14 protein-coding genes are annotated in these 14,629 nt (G+C 51.9%); 12 read left to right on the top strand and 2 right to left on the bottom strand.

What is annotated here, in order from left to right:
• The first annotated feature begins 46 nt into the window (after positions 1 to 46).
• Together gcvT and gcvH are read left to right on the top strand one after the other, a co-directional pair.
• Positions 47 to 1,132, top strand: a complete 1,086-nt coding sequence (gene gcvT, locus QWY82_RS03325; RefSeq protein ID WP_290259883.1) for a glycine cleavage system aminomethyltransferase GcvT — start codon at positions 47 to 49, stop codon at positions 1,130 to 1,132.
• A 187-nt stretch (positions 1,133 to 1,319) separates the two neighbouring features.
• Positions 1,320 to 1,709, top strand: coding sequence for a glycine cleavage system protein GcvH (gene gcvH, locus QWY82_RS03320; protein WP_290259880.1), 390 nt, complete (start codon positions 1,320 to 1,322; stop codon positions 1,707 to 1,709).
• Between the two features lie 115 nt (positions 1,710 to 1,824).
• Here the strand turns inward: gcvH and QWY82_RS03315 are convergent, their stop codons facing one another.
• On the bottom strand, positions 1,825 to 2,367 hold the full coding sequence (locus QWY82_RS03315) for a TetR/AcrR family transcriptional regulator (protein ID WP_290259878.1): 543 nt from the start codon (positions 2,365 to 2,367) through the stop codon (positions 1,825 to 1,827).
• 93 nt (positions 2,368 to 2,460) lie between these two features.
• On the opposite strand from QWY82_RS03315, the gene QWY82_RS03310 reads away from it, so the two are divergent.
• From QWY82_RS03310 to QWY82_RS03265, 10 genes are all read left to right on the top strand, one after another.
• A complete protein-coding gene (locus QWY82_RS03310; RefSeq protein WP_290259877.1) occupies positions 2,461 to 3,099 on the top strand; it encodes a glutathione S-transferase family protein in 639 nt (212 codons plus the stop codon).
• Positions 3,100 to 3,433: 334 nt separating this feature from the next.
• The gene (locus QWY82_RS03305; RefSeq protein ID WP_290259876.1) at positions 3,434 to 4,042 is read left to right on the top strand and encodes an HD domain-containing protein; all 609 of its coding nucleotides are present in this window, start codon (positions 3,434 to 3,436) and stop codon (positions 4,040 to 4,042) included.
• A 42-nt stretch (positions 4,043 to 4,084) separates the two neighbouring features.
• Positions 4,085 to 4,735: a thiopurine S-methyltransferase gene (gene tmpT / locus QWY82_RS03300; RefSeq protein WP_290259875.1), complete on the top strand. Its 651-nt coding sequence runs from the start codon at positions 4,085 to 4,087 to the stop codon at positions 4,733 to 4,735.
• 59 nt (positions 4,736 to 4,794) lie between these two features.
• The gene (locus QWY82_RS03295) at positions 4,795 to 5,118 is read left to right on the top strand and encodes a cupin domain-containing protein (RefSeq protein ID WP_290259873.1); all 324 of its coding nucleotides are present in this window, start codon (positions 4,795 to 4,797) and stop codon (positions 5,116 to 5,118) included.
• A 63-nt stretch (positions 5,119 to 5,181) separates the two neighbouring features.
• Positions 5,182 to 6,228 carry a ribosome small subunit-dependent GTPase A gene (gene rsgA, locus QWY82_RS03290; protein WP_290259871.1) on the top strand — a complete coding sequence of 349 codons (1,047 nt, stop codon included), beginning with the start codon at positions 5,182 to 5,184 and terminating at the stop codon, positions 6,226 to 6,228.
• Positions 6,229 to 6,335: 107 nt separating this feature from the next.
• Positions 6,336 to 7,676 carry a chromate efflux transporter gene (gene chrA, locus QWY82_RS03285; protein ID WP_290259869.1) on the top strand — a complete coding sequence of 447 codons (1,341 nt, stop codon included), beginning with the start codon at positions 6,336 to 6,338 and terminating at the stop codon, positions 7,674 to 7,676.
• Between the two features lie 80 nt (positions 7,677 to 7,756).
• Entirely contained in the window at positions 7,757 to 8,464 is a 708-nt protein-coding gene (locus QWY82_RS03280; protein WP_290259867.1) for a cupredoxin domain-containing protein, read from the top strand.
• On the top strand, positions 8,457 to 10,790 hold the full coding sequence (locus tag QWY82_RS03275; RefSeq protein WP_290259864.1) for a putative bifunctional diguanylate cyclase/phosphodiesterase: 2,334 nt from the start codon (positions 8,457 to 8,459) through the stop codon (positions 10,788 to 10,790). Before QWY82_RS03280 ends, QWY82_RS03275 begins: the two co-directional genes overlap by 8 nt.
• A 4-nt stretch (positions 10,791 to 10,794) precedes the next feature.
• A complete protein-coding gene (locus QWY82_RS03270; protein ID WP_290259861.1) occupies positions 10,795 to 11,697 on the top strand; it encodes a DUF3034 family protein in 903 nt (300 codons plus the stop codon).
• Positions 11,698 to 11,707: 10 nt separating this feature from the next.
• A complete protein-coding gene (locus tag QWY82_RS03265) occupies positions 11,708 to 12,163 on the top strand; it encodes a group I truncated hemoglobin (RefSeq protein WP_290259859.1) in 456 nt (151 codons plus the stop codon).
• 75 nt (positions 12,164 to 12,238) lie between these two features.
• On the opposite strand, the gene metE is transcribed toward QWY82_RS03265, so the two are convergent.
• Entirely contained in the window at positions 12,239 to 14,554 is a 2,316-nt protein-coding gene (gene metE, locus QWY82_RS03260; RefSeq protein ID WP_290259858.1) for a 5-methyltetrahydropteroyltriglutamate--homocysteine S-methyltransferase, read from the bottom strand.
• Between the last annotated feature and the right edge of the window lie 75 nt (positions 14,555 to 14,629).

Genomic DNA, 14,629 nt, shown 5'->3' with positions numbered 1-14,629 from the left:
GGGGCTAGAATGCGCGTTTTTCCACTATAGGAAACAGGTGATCACTATGGGAAACAAAACTCCTCTTTATGAAACCCACAAGGCCATGGCCGGTCGCGTAGTGGATTTCGGTGGCTGGGACATGCCCGTCAATTACGGCTCGCAGGTAGAAGAGCACCATAAGGTGCGCACTGATGCCGGCATGTTCGACGTTTCCCACATGACCATTGTCGATGTCACGGGTCCTGCGGCCAAGGCCTACCTGCAAAAGCTGTTGGCTAACGATGTGGCCAAGATAGAGTCGGCCCTCGGCAAAGCCATGTACACCGGCATGCTCAACGCCGATGGCGGCGTGATTGACGATTTGATTGTTTACTACATGGGCGACTGGTATCGCACCGTAGTGAACTGCTCGACCCGGGAAAAAGATTTGGCCTGGATGACAAAAATCGCCGCTGACTTTGATGTGAGCCTCACCGAGCGCCCGCAGTTGGCAATGGTCGCGGTACAGGGGCCGAACGCCATTGCAAAGGCACAAGCTGTGTTGCCTAAAGCCGCCGATATTCTGGCGGCGCTGAAAGTGTTCCAGGGAGCCGAGTTTGGCGATTGGTTTATCGCTCGCACTGGCTACACCGGTGAAGATGGTCTTGAGATCATGGTGCCAGAGTCTGAAGTTGTGGCGTTTTGGCAGGCCCTAGCCGATGCCGGCGTTCAGCCCTGCGGCTTAGGTGCACGCGATACTCTGCGCTTAGAGGCGGGTATGAATTTGTACGGTAGCGACATGGACGAAACCATATCACCGCTAGAGGCTAACATGGCCTGGACTATCGCCTGGGAGCCAGCCGAGCGAGATTTCATCGGCCGCGCCGCGTTAACGGCGCAAAAAGCCGCTGGTGTTAAGCGCAAGCTGGTGGGCCTAGTACTAGAAGAGAAAGGCGTGTTGCGCGGGCATCAGAAAGTGCTTGTGGAAGGCGCGGCTGAAACCGGCGAAATCACCAGTGGCACCTTCTCGCCAACCTTGGGCTATTCTATCGCTCTGGCGCGTGTACCGGTTGAAGTGGGTGACACTTGTCTGGTAGAAATGCGCAATAAGCATGTGCCCGTTAAAGTGGTTAAGCCTAGCTTTGTCCGCAACGGCAAAAAAATATTCTAAGGAATCTTTGAAAAACACCCTTGCTGAATCTGGCTCGGTTAAATTTGTGGTTAAAATGTGCATTTACACACTGTAAACTGCGCCTTTTCGGCCACATTTGCCTAGCCGGGCCTTAGCCGCAAAACGTTTTTCCAAGCTTCCCTAACTGACTGAAAACTGAGCGGCTCACCGCGACGAGGAACCTCCAATGAGCGAAATTCGCAAAGAACTAAAGTACATGGCCAGCCACGAGTGGGTGCGCCTTGAAGACGACGGCACTGTCACCATCGGTATTTCTGATCACGCACAAGAAGCGCTCGGCGATGTGGTTTATGTAGAAACGCCAGAAGTGGGCTCTACCGTAAACGCGGGCGAAGAAGCCGGTGTGGTTGAATCAGTGAAAGCCGCGTCCGACATCTACTCACCGGTTACCGGCGAAGTGATTGCCGTTAACGAAGCGTTAGAAGATGCACCTGAAACCGTGAACAGCTCGCCCTATGATGACGGCTGGTTTTACAAGGTAAAGCCCGCCGACCTGTCTGAGCTGGACGATGCCCTAGACGCGGATGGCTATGCCGCCGCCTGCGAAGACGAATAGATTTTTAGTCATCGCCGTTTAAAAAAAGCCCGCACCCTGTTGCGGGTTTTTTATTGGGTGCTTGTGTTTCAATTTGCCGTCGCTGTAGTGTTTAAATGCCGGTGTCGTGAGGCAACTAACGACTTGCCCCTGCTTGGCAGGCACTAAATAACTCGCCAACTAAGTCTTCGTCATCCAGCGCCCGCGCAATGGCCATGCCGCCGATCATTAATACGGCGCTTCGCAGGGCATTTTCCCGCGCCTGGCTGTTCGGCTCTAGCTCGTTCAGAAAGCCCTTAAACACTTGGGTGTAGGCGGCTCGAATCAGGGGGTCGCGCTGGCTAATGTCCGTGGTTAAAAAGGCCAAGGGGCAACTGGCGCTATCGCCGCGCCTATGGGCATTGCTCAGGTAGGCGTTGATAACTTGCTGTCTCGATGGTCGTTCGGGTAAGGCCGCGAGCAAGGTCGATTGTGCCGCTAGTGCGGCGGTCACTATGGCCTCGGCATAGAGTTCAGATTTTGACTTGAAGTGTGCGTAGAAAGCGCCCCGGGTGAGCCCGGCCTCCGTCATCACATCGTCGATGCCCACATGGTCAAAACCCCGTTGGGTAAATAATCGCGCGGCACTGTGTAAAATTTTTTCCCGCGTCTGTTTCTTATGGTTAGGAGACCAGGCCACTGTTGATTCCTCAAAATATGTTCTTGAACATATTCCCACACTGGTTAGGCTTTGCCAAACCGTTCAGCCAATCATCAGTCAAGGAGTTCGACCATGAGTGTTCATATCTATGGCCCACAATTCAGTAATTTTGTGCGCAGCGTTCAGTGGGTGTGCGAGGAAAAGGGCATTGCTTACACCTTAGGCTTCGAGCCCGATGGTAAAGCGGTGGAGTTTCGCGGGCCGCAGCACGGCCAGTGGCACCCCTATAGCAAAATTCCGGTGTTAATTCACAACGGCTGCGCACTGGGTGAAACCTCGGCTATTTGCCGCTATCTCGACGACAATTTTCCTGGCACTAGTCTCACACCGGCAGACCCATGGCAAAAAGCCGAAGTGGATTCTTGGTGTCAACTCTTGAGTATTTACATCGATAAGGCGGTAGTGCGCGATTACCTATTGGAATTGGTCTTCCCGAAGGGCGAAGATGGCAAGCCGCGCGTCGATGTGTTGGCCGCGGGCAAGCCGGCTGCCGTAGCGGCGTTAAACATTGTCGAGGAAAAATTAGCGGCGCAGCCGTTTTTATTTGGCGACCAGCCCACCCTTGCCGATGCCATTGCGGCACCGATTGTTTGCTATGCCACTGGCCTGCCCGCTGGCGTGAGTCTGGTGCCAGCTGAATCAACATTACACGATTACGCCAAGCGCATGATGGCCAGTCCATCCGGGCAGAAAGTGCTGTTGGCGAAATAAATGGCACACGTGCAATGAAAGCAAATGGGCGTTTGCCTGAAGGATAGGGTTAGCAACCGCCACACGACACAGTGAGGGGCTTGTCTCAATCTGCTTGCAAGGGTAGGCCGCTGCGCTTACCCTTTTGCAGTCTCTGATTGAGTAAGGCTTATGAATCCAGCTGCTGGCAACACGTCTATTAAATTAAGCAGCGGTGGCCGGCGCCTGCTTGTTACGCTACAAACAGTGCTGATGCCACTCTGTTATGTCTTAACTTATCCCAAGTATCAGGGTGAATCCTGTGTTGATGATCTTGCCGATGGGTGGCCTAGGGACGCCTCGTTGAGACCTAGTAATGGCTATTGAGCGCTGGCGAGATCTGATGGCGCGCTTAGGCTTTGGACCGAATGACGCTGTATTTCAAAGGCTGCACGACGCTTATTCAGAGTCCCATCGTCACTACCACACCGGTCAACACATTGACGCCTTATTAACCCACTACGACGCCGTTCGCGCGCAAGCGCATCAGCCTGAAGAGGTTGAAGTTGCGATCTGGTTTCACGACTGTATCTACAAACCGTTTTCCAGCAGTAATGAATTAGATAGCGCTAATCTCGCCGTCGAGTTTTTACAAAAAAATGGTGCCGATGATAGGCGCTGTAGCAATGTCCACACGTTGATTATGGCAACCTTGCACACTGCCCCGGTGGCAGAGTTTGATCAAATACTGTTAGTGGATATCGATCTGAGCATACTCGGTGCACCGGAGCAGATTTACGCACAGTTCGAGCAGGATGTGCGCAGGGAATATCGTTGGGTGCCTAGGCCGATTTATCGGCGCAAGCGTAAACAACTGTTGGTGGGTTTTTTAAATCGTGCAAGCATTTTTCAAACGGACTATTTTCGAGATAAGTTTGAGCGTAATGCGCGTGATAATTTGGCTCGCGCTATCGTAAAGCTTTAACGTTTGACGCTTCAATGTTTCAATGTTTCAAGGTGAGAAACTGTGCAAAAAGACTTTTGGTTAAGCCGCTGGCATAACAACGAAATTGGCTTTCACAATAATGATGTCAACCCACTGCTGGTAGAATATCTGCCGCGCCTGAGTTTACCTTCGTCATCCCGGCTTCTGTTGCCCTTGTGCGGAAAATCTCGCGATATCGCTTGGCTGTTGAGCGAAGGTTTTGCTGTGTTGGGTGTCGAGCTTTCCGAGCTGGCGGTAACGCAATTATTTGCCGAGCTAAATTTAACGCCAAGCCTTGAACAAAAGCCTCACTGTAAAATATTCAGTGCCGAGAACTTAATTATTCTGGTCGCCGATATCTTTGAGCTAAGGGCCGCCGATATAGGTGCAGTGGACGGCATATACGATAGAGCAGCGCTGGTGGCATTGCCGCCGGACATGCGTGGCCGCTATGCAAAGCATCTAGCGGATATTAGCCGCTGCCCACCACAGCTATTGGTGAGTTTTGACTATCGACAAGCGGCCATGCCAGGGCCACCTTTTTCTGTACCTGAAGCTGAGCTTAAGCGTTTGTATTCAGGTCGCTATCAGTTGCAGCGCCTAGCTAGCTCCGCCTTAGAAGGCGGCTTGAAAGGCAAATGCGAGGCCTTAGAGCAGGTGTGGTTACTGCAACCTAAGCGCGAGACTAGATAATCTATACCGCGCTATACACCGTTATAGATTGTTTTTTAGGGTTAATGTCTGAGGGTTTTATGGACGTCATACGAGCAAAAGAGTTTACCGCCGAGCGCGCTTGGGGCGCCAAAACTGTTGCAAACATGAATGGCGTGACAACGCGCCTGCATTGGACCGATCAACCCTATAAATGGCATATCAATGACGGCGAAGAGGTTTTCGTGGTGTTAGACGGCAGGGTCGAAATGTATTATCGCGAGTGTCTGGGCGACGAAAAAATCGAGCGCAGCGTGGTACTGCACACGGGCGATATTTTTTTCGCCAGTGTGGGCACCGAACATGTGGCACACCCCCTTGGCGAGGCGAGAATTTTAGTGGTTGAAAAGGCGGGCAGTATTTAGCATGCGGCGATGCTTTCTCCTTTGATGATAAACATTTTTTTCCTGTAAATTTTGGAGACCATTATGGATGATGTGCAACCAACCTTAGCGGATCTCGGTTGGCGCCCTTTCTTCCAGCAGCAATTAAGTTTGGATGAGCTCACTGAGTTTAGTATTGGTCGAATAGTTGAACATCACCGCAGCCATATTGTGGTGTTGGGCGAGCAGGGGCCGGTTAATGTTCTGGTGCCGCCACAGAGCGATGCTGTTTGCGTCGGCGATTGGGTTTTAATTGATGCAGCGCTGCGTTTGCACCGCTGCCTTGAATCTCAGTCGCTGTTTAAACGCAAAGCACCTGGTTCAAAAGTCGATGCGCAACTTATTGCCGCGAATGTAGACCGCTTGTTTGTAGTGTGCTCGCTCAATCAAGATTTTAATTTGAGCCGTATCGAACGCTATTTGGCGCTGGCTAAAGAAGCCGAAGTGGAGCCGATTGTGGTGTTAACTAAAGCCGATTTGGCTGCTGATGTGGATGATAAATATCAGCAGGTTCAGGCTCTAGATCCGCGTTTGATGGTACACGCCATAAATGCGCTCGACGCGACAGATCTCGATCTGCTGGCGAGTTATTGCCAACGCGGTAGCACCTTGGCGTTATTGGGTTCATCCGGCGTGGGCAAATCCACTTTGGTTAACGGTTTGATGGGGCTCGAGCTACAGCAAACCAACAGCATTCGCGCTGACGATGGCAAAGGCCGTCACACCACAACGGCTCGGGCGTTAAAATGGCTGCCCAGTGGCGGTTTATTGATGGATACGCCGGGTATGCGAGAGCTACAGCTGAGTGAGTGCGAACAGGGCGTGAGCGATACGTTTAGCGAGATTGTCGAGTTGGCCGAGCACTGTCGGTTTTCCGATTGTCAGCACGAACAGGAACCGGGTTGTGCCGTACAAAAGGCAATAGCGGCGGGCGCAGTGGCCCAGCGCCGATTAGATAGCTATAAAAAATTAATGCGCGAACAGGCGCTTAACGCCGCAAGCCTAGCCGAGAAACGATCGAAAGATAAAGCTTTTGGAAAAATGATTGGCAGGGTGCAGAAACAATCGCGGCAGAACAAAAAAGGCTATTAATAAATGTGTTATTGCTTAGAAGCGATTACGCCGTTAAGTCATTAATTCTTCGTCTAAATTCGTTAACCTGCTCACCTCTATACCTTGAGCGAACTGGTAATTAGCAAATGATAGACCAAACCCCAGCCAGGGCTGAATCGGTATCCCGCTTAGAGGCTTTCTATTATTGGCTAAAGTTGGGCTTTATAAGTTTCGGCGGGCCGGCCGGGCAAATTAGCATGATGCACCAAGAGCTGGTGGAAAAACGCCGCTGGATTTCTGAGCATCGCTTTTTACATGCACTCAACTACACCATGGTGTTACCCGGCCCAGAGGCGCAGCAGCTGGCTACCTATATTGGCTGGTTAATGCACGGTGTTTGGGGCGGCATCTTAGCCGGCGTTCTGTTTGTGTTGCCGTCCTTCTTCATGTTGGTGGCGTTAACCTGGGTGTATTTAGCCTATGGCGATCTCGCCTGGGTGGCGGCCATTCTCTACGGCGTTAAACCGGCCGTTACCGCCATTGTTGTCTTCGCCGCTTATCGCATCGGCGTGCGCGCGTTAAAAAATAACGCCTTGCGGCTAATGGCGTTGCTGGCGTTTATGGCTTTATTTTTTTTCAACTTGCCGTTTCCCTACATCGTGATTGGCGCCGGTATTATCGGCTTTCTTGGCGGAAAATTGGCACCGGAAACATTTCGCTTGGGCGCTGCTAGAGTCGCAACCCTGCAGCCACTTGGCGCCGCCCTAATTGACGATGACACGCCGATACCGGGCCATGCCGTATTTAAATTGCGCAAAGCGGTGTTGATATTGCTCTCTAGCCTAGCGCTTTGGTGTATTGCACTGGCCGCTTTAATCGCGTGGCAGGGTGCAGACAGCGTTTTGGTAGACATGGCAAGCTTCTTTACCAAAGCGGCATTTGTCACCTTCGGTGGCGCTTATGCCGTTTTGCCCTATGTGCACCAGGGTGGCGTAGAAACTTACGCTTGGTTAACCACTGCGCAAATGATGGATGGCCTGGCGCTGGGTGAAACCACGCCTGGGCCATTGATTATGGTGGTGGCCTTTGTCGGCTTTGTGGGCGGTTGGACCAAGGCCATTTTTGGCGCAGCACTGCTGCCCTTAGCAGGCCTAGTGGCGGCCGGCGTGGTGACTTTTTTTACCTTTTTACCGTCCTTTTTATTCATTCTTCTGGGCGGCCCAGCGGTAGAGGCAAGCCGCGACGAGGTGGCGTTTACCGCGCCGCTCACCGGTATTAGCGCCGCCGTGGTGGGCGTTATCGTCAATCTAGCAGCTTTCTTCGCCATGCACGTATTTTGGCCCCAGGGCATGGCGGCTGATTTTGATGGGCTCTCGTTACTGATTGCGCTGGGCGCCTTTGTTGCCATGTGGCGATGGAATCTAGGTGTCGTGCCGGTAATTTTCGCCAGTGCGTTGGCTGGTGCCGCTAGCCTGCTGTTAGCCTAAGTTGCTGAAGCTGTCTTTTGTCGGCATAAGTCACTGCTAAGGCCTATAGTTGAGGGTAATCTTTTAGCAAAGGCAAGCTCATGCATTGTTTCGTTACTCTCAGGCAAAATTGGATTCGGCACTGCCTATTTTGTGTGGCTGCACTCTGCGGGGTTAGTTATGGCCATGTGACGCTAGCCGAGCCTAGCGGCACTCTATCGCTCCAAATTTTAGATGCCCGCGGCCAGCCAGCGCCCAATACGGTTGTGATTGTACCCTCGCAGGCAGAGCCTGCTGAGGGGCGTAGCGAGGCGATAAATTATTCCATCGATCAGATTAATCTCGAGTTCGTGCCTCACGTCAGTTTGGTGCCCACGGGCAAGCCGGTGTATTTTCCAAACAGCGATAAAACCCGCCACCATGTCTATTCTTTTTCCGAGCCAAACAATTTTGAGCTCAAGCTCTACCGCGAAAAGGATGCCCCGCCGGTGGTGTTTCAACGCGAGGGTGTGGTGGAGTTAGGCTGCAATATTCACGACAGCATGAAGGGTTATATCTACCTTAGTAATGCCCCGGTGCAGGCCGTTTCCGACGCCGATGGCAGGCTCGATCTACCATTAAACAGCCCCCTAGTAACCAACCAAACACTATTAATTTGGCACCCGCTTATGGGTGCTAAGGGCGCCGTTAGCTACCCCTATGATTCAACTGGGCCATTGCGCCTAAACTTCAATTTACCCGATCGCGGCACAGCTAAACCCTCCTCCCTGAAAGAGCGATTGCAGCAGTTCAAAAAACACCATGACTAAATTTAGTAGCAAGCTGTTATTAACCTTTGCTTTGCTGATGGTGTTGACATTATCGGCGGTGAGTTGGGCCGTGCTTAGGTCAACTCAAGATACGGCTGTGCGCTATGCCAACAGTGAACTCGATGTGGGCGAGCGGGTTCTGGCAAAATTAATGTTGGAAAATCGGCGCCAATTAATTGAGCGCGCGACGTTGTTAGCCGACGACTATGGCTTTCGCCAAGCGGTCGCAACTAACGAACAAGAAACCTTGGTATCAGCCTTGGCCAATCACGGCGATCGCATAGGCGCCGGTCTCGTAATGTTGATTGACAATGAAGGTAAAGTGCAACTCAGCAGCCACAATATTGCCAATGAGGAAGCAGAGCTGGGTGCGCGTATCGCCGCCAGCCAAGACGCTTTTAGCACCATGTTGCTGGCAGAAGATCAAGTGTTTCAGTTGGCGCTGGTGCCCGTTCGCGCGCCCAATTTAATTGCCTGGGTGGGTTTGGGTTTTATTGTGGATGAAAAATTACTCACCGGCTTGAAGGATATCGCCAAGGCGAATGTCAGCCTATTCGCTGGAGTAAACCACCAAATTCTCGCAACTACCCTGCCCTTGTTTCACATTGAGTTTGTTAACGATCGGCTTAGCGGAAAGGCTGAAAATCGATTATCTGAATACGTGGCCTTGTTATCCGTGCAGGGCTGGCTCAACCGCTGGGTTAGGCTAACCGATGCCAGTGATGCCAACATTCAGTTTTTGCTGTCTGTCTCCTCCGATCAATTAACCGCGAGCTTTGATCAGCTTGAAGCTCGCATGCTGACGATTGCGGCCATCGCCCTGGTGCTGGTATTAGGCGCCATATTTTATATTTCTATGGGTATCACTAAACCCATTGGTCAATTGGCAAGGTCTGCGGCGCGGATGACCAAGGGTGATTATTCAGAGCCCATTGCTCTGCACAGCAAAGATGAGTTTGGTGTGTTAGCTACCAGTTTGAATGCGATGCAAACGGCGATTAAAGAGCGCGAAGAAAAAATTAGCTACCAGGCAGGACACGATCTAGAAACCGGCTTAATGAATCGGGATTTAATGCGCCGTCAGCTCGACATTTGGTTTCATCAAGAATCTGATTTCGCCGTTATTCTGTTGAGCATTGAAAATATGCAGCGCTTGGGCGACCTCTATGGTGTGTCTTACATTCAACAATTTCTGCCGGAAATTGCCCAGCGTCTGTCGGCGACAAATGGCGCCTTGGATCGACTGGCACGCTTGGATAGCGGCACATTTTTAATGGCCATAGCGGGAGTCGATAAATTAACTCAAGCGCGGGAAAAAATTCAGCGCGCCTTCAGCGAAAGTTTAGAGCGTGCGGGCGTTCAGATTAGTCTGGAAGTCATAATGGGCAGTATTGAATGCGTGGCACAGGCCAATAACTACGAGGATATGATTCGGCGGGTAAACATTGCCCTAACCGAGGCGAGAGAAAAAGGTCTAGATCACCATCACTATCAAGCCGGTGCTGATGAGCGTCACCTGCGTAAACTAACCCTTTCAAATCGACTGCAGCGGGCCATAGAGGCGGGTGGCTTCGAGCTACTCTATCAACCGCAGCTGCACCTTGGCACTGGAAAAATTGCCGGGGTCGAAGCGCTCATTCGCTGGACCGACGACGAGTTGGGCAGAGTGTTTCCCGACGAATTTATTCCGCTGGCCGAGGAGTCTGGCAATATTTCTCATATCACCCGCTGGGTGGTGAATAAAGTCAAAGCCGATGCCGAGTTGCTGGATTCGGTGGCAGCTGGGTTAAAAATCGGCGTTAACCTGTCGGCTAAAGATATCCTGTCCGGCGAGTTGATCGAAGGCTTTATCGACGATCATAACAGCAACCAGTTGCGACATATCCAGCTGGGTTATGAAGTCACGGAAACAGCCTTAGTGGAAGATGCCGAGCTAGCGATTGAGAATTTAACAAAATTACAGGCCGCCGGCATATCGCTAGCGATGGATGATTTTGGCACCGGTTTTTCATCGTTATCGCAGTTAAAAATACTGCCCATTGATATTCTGAAAATCGATAAGTCCTTTGTGCTGAAACTGGCCGGCAATGTCGAAGATCAAAAGATTGTTGCAGCGACCATTCAAATGGCGCACGCACTTGGATTAAACGTTGTGGCTGAAGGTGTTGAAGATTTAGCCGCACTCAAGCTTTTACAATCGTTTCACTGCGACCTAGTGCAGGGTTATTTTTTGGCGCGCCCCATGCCGCTGGACAGCTTGATGTCCTGGCTGCCCAATTTTACCGGTGTTGATGTTAACGCCGGTGTCACGAATGAAGGAGGTTGATTAGATGTTGCTGCGCATATTACCCAGCATAGTGTCTGCATTAGTCTTAAGCTTTGTTGCGTTGTTAGCGCTGGTCACAGCGCCAGTGTTGGCACAGAGCCGCATTCTCGCGACCCCGGGCGCTATGCAAGTTGAAGGCGCCGCTGGTGGTGGTTTGGTGCCCTGGGCGGTCATTGGCAGCTATGCCAATGAAGGTGAGTGGGGTGCATCGGCGGCACTGACTAAGGTGGCTGTGCAAGATTTTTCGTTAACCAATGCGGCATTGCTTGTGGGAGTTAACAATCGGTTTGAGTTGAGTTATGCACACCAAACTCTGCGTTTAGGTGATACGGCGGCGGGTGAACTTAGCGCCGCAAGCGCCGGCGCTTATCCTTATCTTACGGTCGAGCAAGATGTATTTGGCGCAAAAGTTAGATTGGCGGGCGATCTAATTTATGGTGACTTACCCCAAGTGAGTCTGGGGGGGCAGTATAAAATAAATCACAATGCCGATTTAGCCACCCAGGTGTTAGGGGCTGAGTCCGATAGCGGAACGGATATTTATGTGTCTGCCTCAAAGCTGTATCTCAACGCTTTGGCTGGGCGCAATCTATTACTCAATGCAACAGTGCGCTATACCGATGCCAATCAACTTGGCTTGCTGGGTTTCGGTGGCGATAAATCTGCCGCTCTGGTGGGCGAGTTTTCAGCGGCATTGTTATTCAATCGCCATTGGGCCACCGGTGTTGAATACAGGCAAAAACCAAACCTGTTGAATAGCGTCGAGGAAGACGCTTGGGCCGATGCTTTCGTGGCCTGGTTTCCTAGTCAGCGCTTTACCCTGGTGGCAGCCTATGCCGATCTAGGAAATATTGCGCTCTGGGATAAGCAACGCGGTTGGTATTTATCGGTACAAATTAATCATTAAAGAGTCTGCTATGAATAGCGTTAGAACTTCCATTACATGGCTGTTGTTGGTTTTTATGCTGGCCAGCTGCAGTCATCTAACAGAGCAATCGCGCGAACAAAGTTTATATCAACGACTCGGTGGCGCGCCGGGAATCGCCACCATTGTTGATAATTTTCTCTATCAAATAGGCGAAAGCGATGTCTTGCGTCCGCTGTTTGTGCACACGGATATAGAGCGCTTTCACGAAAAGCTGAGCGAACAATTATGCGAAATAAGCGGTGGCCCGTGCCGTTATTCCGGTGATGAGATGACCGAAGTGCACGCCGGATTGGCGATGAACAATCGTCATTTTGACGCGGTGGTAAATGCCTTTATCAGCGCCATGGAACAAGCCGATGTGGAGGTGTCTGCGCAAAACGCTCTGCTGGAAAAGCTGGCCGCGATGCACGCAGATGTTATGCGCGATGTGGTGGCGCCGAGTTGATGAGTGCAAGCCGCTGAACAGCGCGAAGTCGCAAGTTCAACGGCGCAGCACCACATTCGTTGACCAGCCTAACCCCTAGCCCAGTTGGGCCCTGAGTTGCTTGGTGGCCAATACCATGGTGGCAAGTGCCGCTTTTGTTTCATCCCAGGTGCGCGTCTTTAAGCCGCAATCTGGATTCACCCAGAGGTTGTTGAGTGGAATTTTGCGCGCGGCTTTTTCGATCAGGTTGCTGACCCATTGTTGATCTGGTTGATTGGGCGAGTGAATATCGTAAACGCCAGGGCCAATTTGATTCGGGTAGGCGAAGTGTTCGAAGGCATTCAGCAGTTCCATATTGGAGCGCGAGGTTTCAAGGGTGATGACATCGGCATCGAGAGCACTAATGGCTTCGATAATATCGTTAAACTCGGCGTAGCACATGTGGGTGTGAATTTGTGTGCTATCGGCCACTGAAGACGAGCTAACCCGAAACGCATGAGTTGCCCAGTCTAAATAAGCCGGCCAATCTTTTTTCAACAGTGGCAAACCTTCGCGCAAGGCCGGCTCGTCAATTTGAATGATATGAATGCCCGCCGTTTCGAGATCGGACACTTCATCGCGAATAGCCAGCGCCAATTGTAAGGCGGTTGCCGAGCGCGGTTGATCGTCGCGTACGAAAGACCAACACAACATGGTAATTGGCCCGGTGAGCATGCCTTTTACTGGCTTCTTGCTTAGCGATTGTGCATAGCAGGCCCAATCTACCGTCATGGCTTTAGGCCGAGAAATATCGCCCACAATAATGGGTGGTTTAACGCAGCGCGAGCCATAACTTTGCACCCAGCCGTATTGGCTAAAAATAAAGCCTTCTAGCTGCTCGCCAAAATATTCCACCATGTCATTGCGCTCGGCTTCGCCGTGTACCAATACATCGAGATCAATTTCTTCTTGGATGTGAATGGCCTTGCGAATTTCCGACTGCATCAACTGGGTGTATTCCTTGCTCGTTAGCTTGCCTTGTTTATACAGCTTTCGGGCATTTCGAATTTCGCTGGTCTGAGGAAAGGAGCCGATACTGGTGGTGGGCAACAGGGGCAGTTTGAGCCGCTGTTGTTGCGCCGAAATGCGCGTTGCGAAGGGCGATTGGCGCGCTGCCGCTGCCGGGGTAAGATTTTTTAGGCGCGCTTGCACAGCTGGGTTGTGCACGCGCGATGATTCTACGCGTGCTGTTTGAATGCGGCGCCCATGGGCGAGCTTTTCCTTGATTAGCGCTGCGTTCGGTTGCTGCAGCGCAGCGCGCAGCAGCGTGAGTTCCTGTAATTTTTGCGTGGCAAAGGCCAGCCAAGGTTGCACGTCGGCGGCGATATTTTTTTCTAACGCAAGGTCATAGGGCACGTGCAACAGCGAGCAAGACGGTGCCAGCCAAAGCCGCTCGCCCAATTGTTCAAGCGCGGGCGCCAGCGTGGCGAGCGCTTTATCGCAATCGGTGGCCCAGATATTGCGCCCATCAATAATGCCCACCGATAACACTTTGTGCGGGCTAAGGCGATCGAGTAGCCGGGGTAGTTCTTCGGCGCCGCGCACCGCGTCGATATGCAGGCCTGCCACGGGTAATTGAATGGCCGTGCTGAGGTTGGCGCCGAGCGGGCCAAAGTAATTGGCCAGTAAAATATTCAGCTCGCGGATTTGCAGCTGATGGTAGGTCGATTCAAACGCTTGCTGCCACGCCGCGGGCAAATCGAGGGCTAAAATGGGCTCGTCTATTTGCACCCAAGTGACGCCAGTTTTGGCAATTGCGTTGAGGAGTTGCCGATAAACCGGCAGTAATTTTTCTAACAGTGCCAGTTTATGTTCGGTGGTGTTGTGCTCGGGCTGGGTAAATTTTCCTAGCCATAAATAGGTGAGCGGGCCAATAAGTACCGGCTTGGCCTTAACGCCGAGCGCCAGCGCTTCGGTTATCTCCTCGACCAGCTGATGGTAGCCAAGGGCAAAGTTTTGCTCTAGCTCAAATTCCGGCACTAGGTAGTGATAGTTGGTATCGAACCATTTGGTCATTTCACTGGCGGCGCTCTCACTTTGATGGGCGCAGCAGCCATTGGCTTCACTCGATTGGCTGGATCTGCCGCGGGCAGTGCGAAACAGAGTGTCGAGTTCGATATCGCCCTGGCGGTGCCGGGCGGGAATAACGCCTAGGGTTGCCGACAGGGTGAGCACTTGGTCGTACCAGGCAAAATCGCCTACGGGTACCAAGTCCAAATCTTGTTGAGCCTGCCAGTGCTGGGCGCGCAGTGTTTTGCCGCAGCTTTCCAGCTCGGCTCGAGACAGCTTGCCGGCCCAGTAGCCTTCGAGGGCAAATTTTAGCTCGCGCTGTTTACCAATGCGCGGAAAGCCGAGGTTGTGAATCAGTGCCATGTGAAATCCTTTACGGGGTCGATGTGATGATGGCGCTATTCTGGTTGCCCTGTTAAGGTGAATCAAACTGATTAA

Source organism: Simiduia curdlanivorans (assembly GCF_030409605.1).
In the GTDB taxonomy this organism is placed as follows: Bacteria; Pseudomonadota; Gammaproteobacteria; order Pseudomonadales; family Cellvibrionaceae; genus Simiduia; species Simiduia curdlanivorans.
Note: the sequence above shows the minus strand (reverse complement) of the source record. Positions and strands in the feature narration are given on the sequence as shown.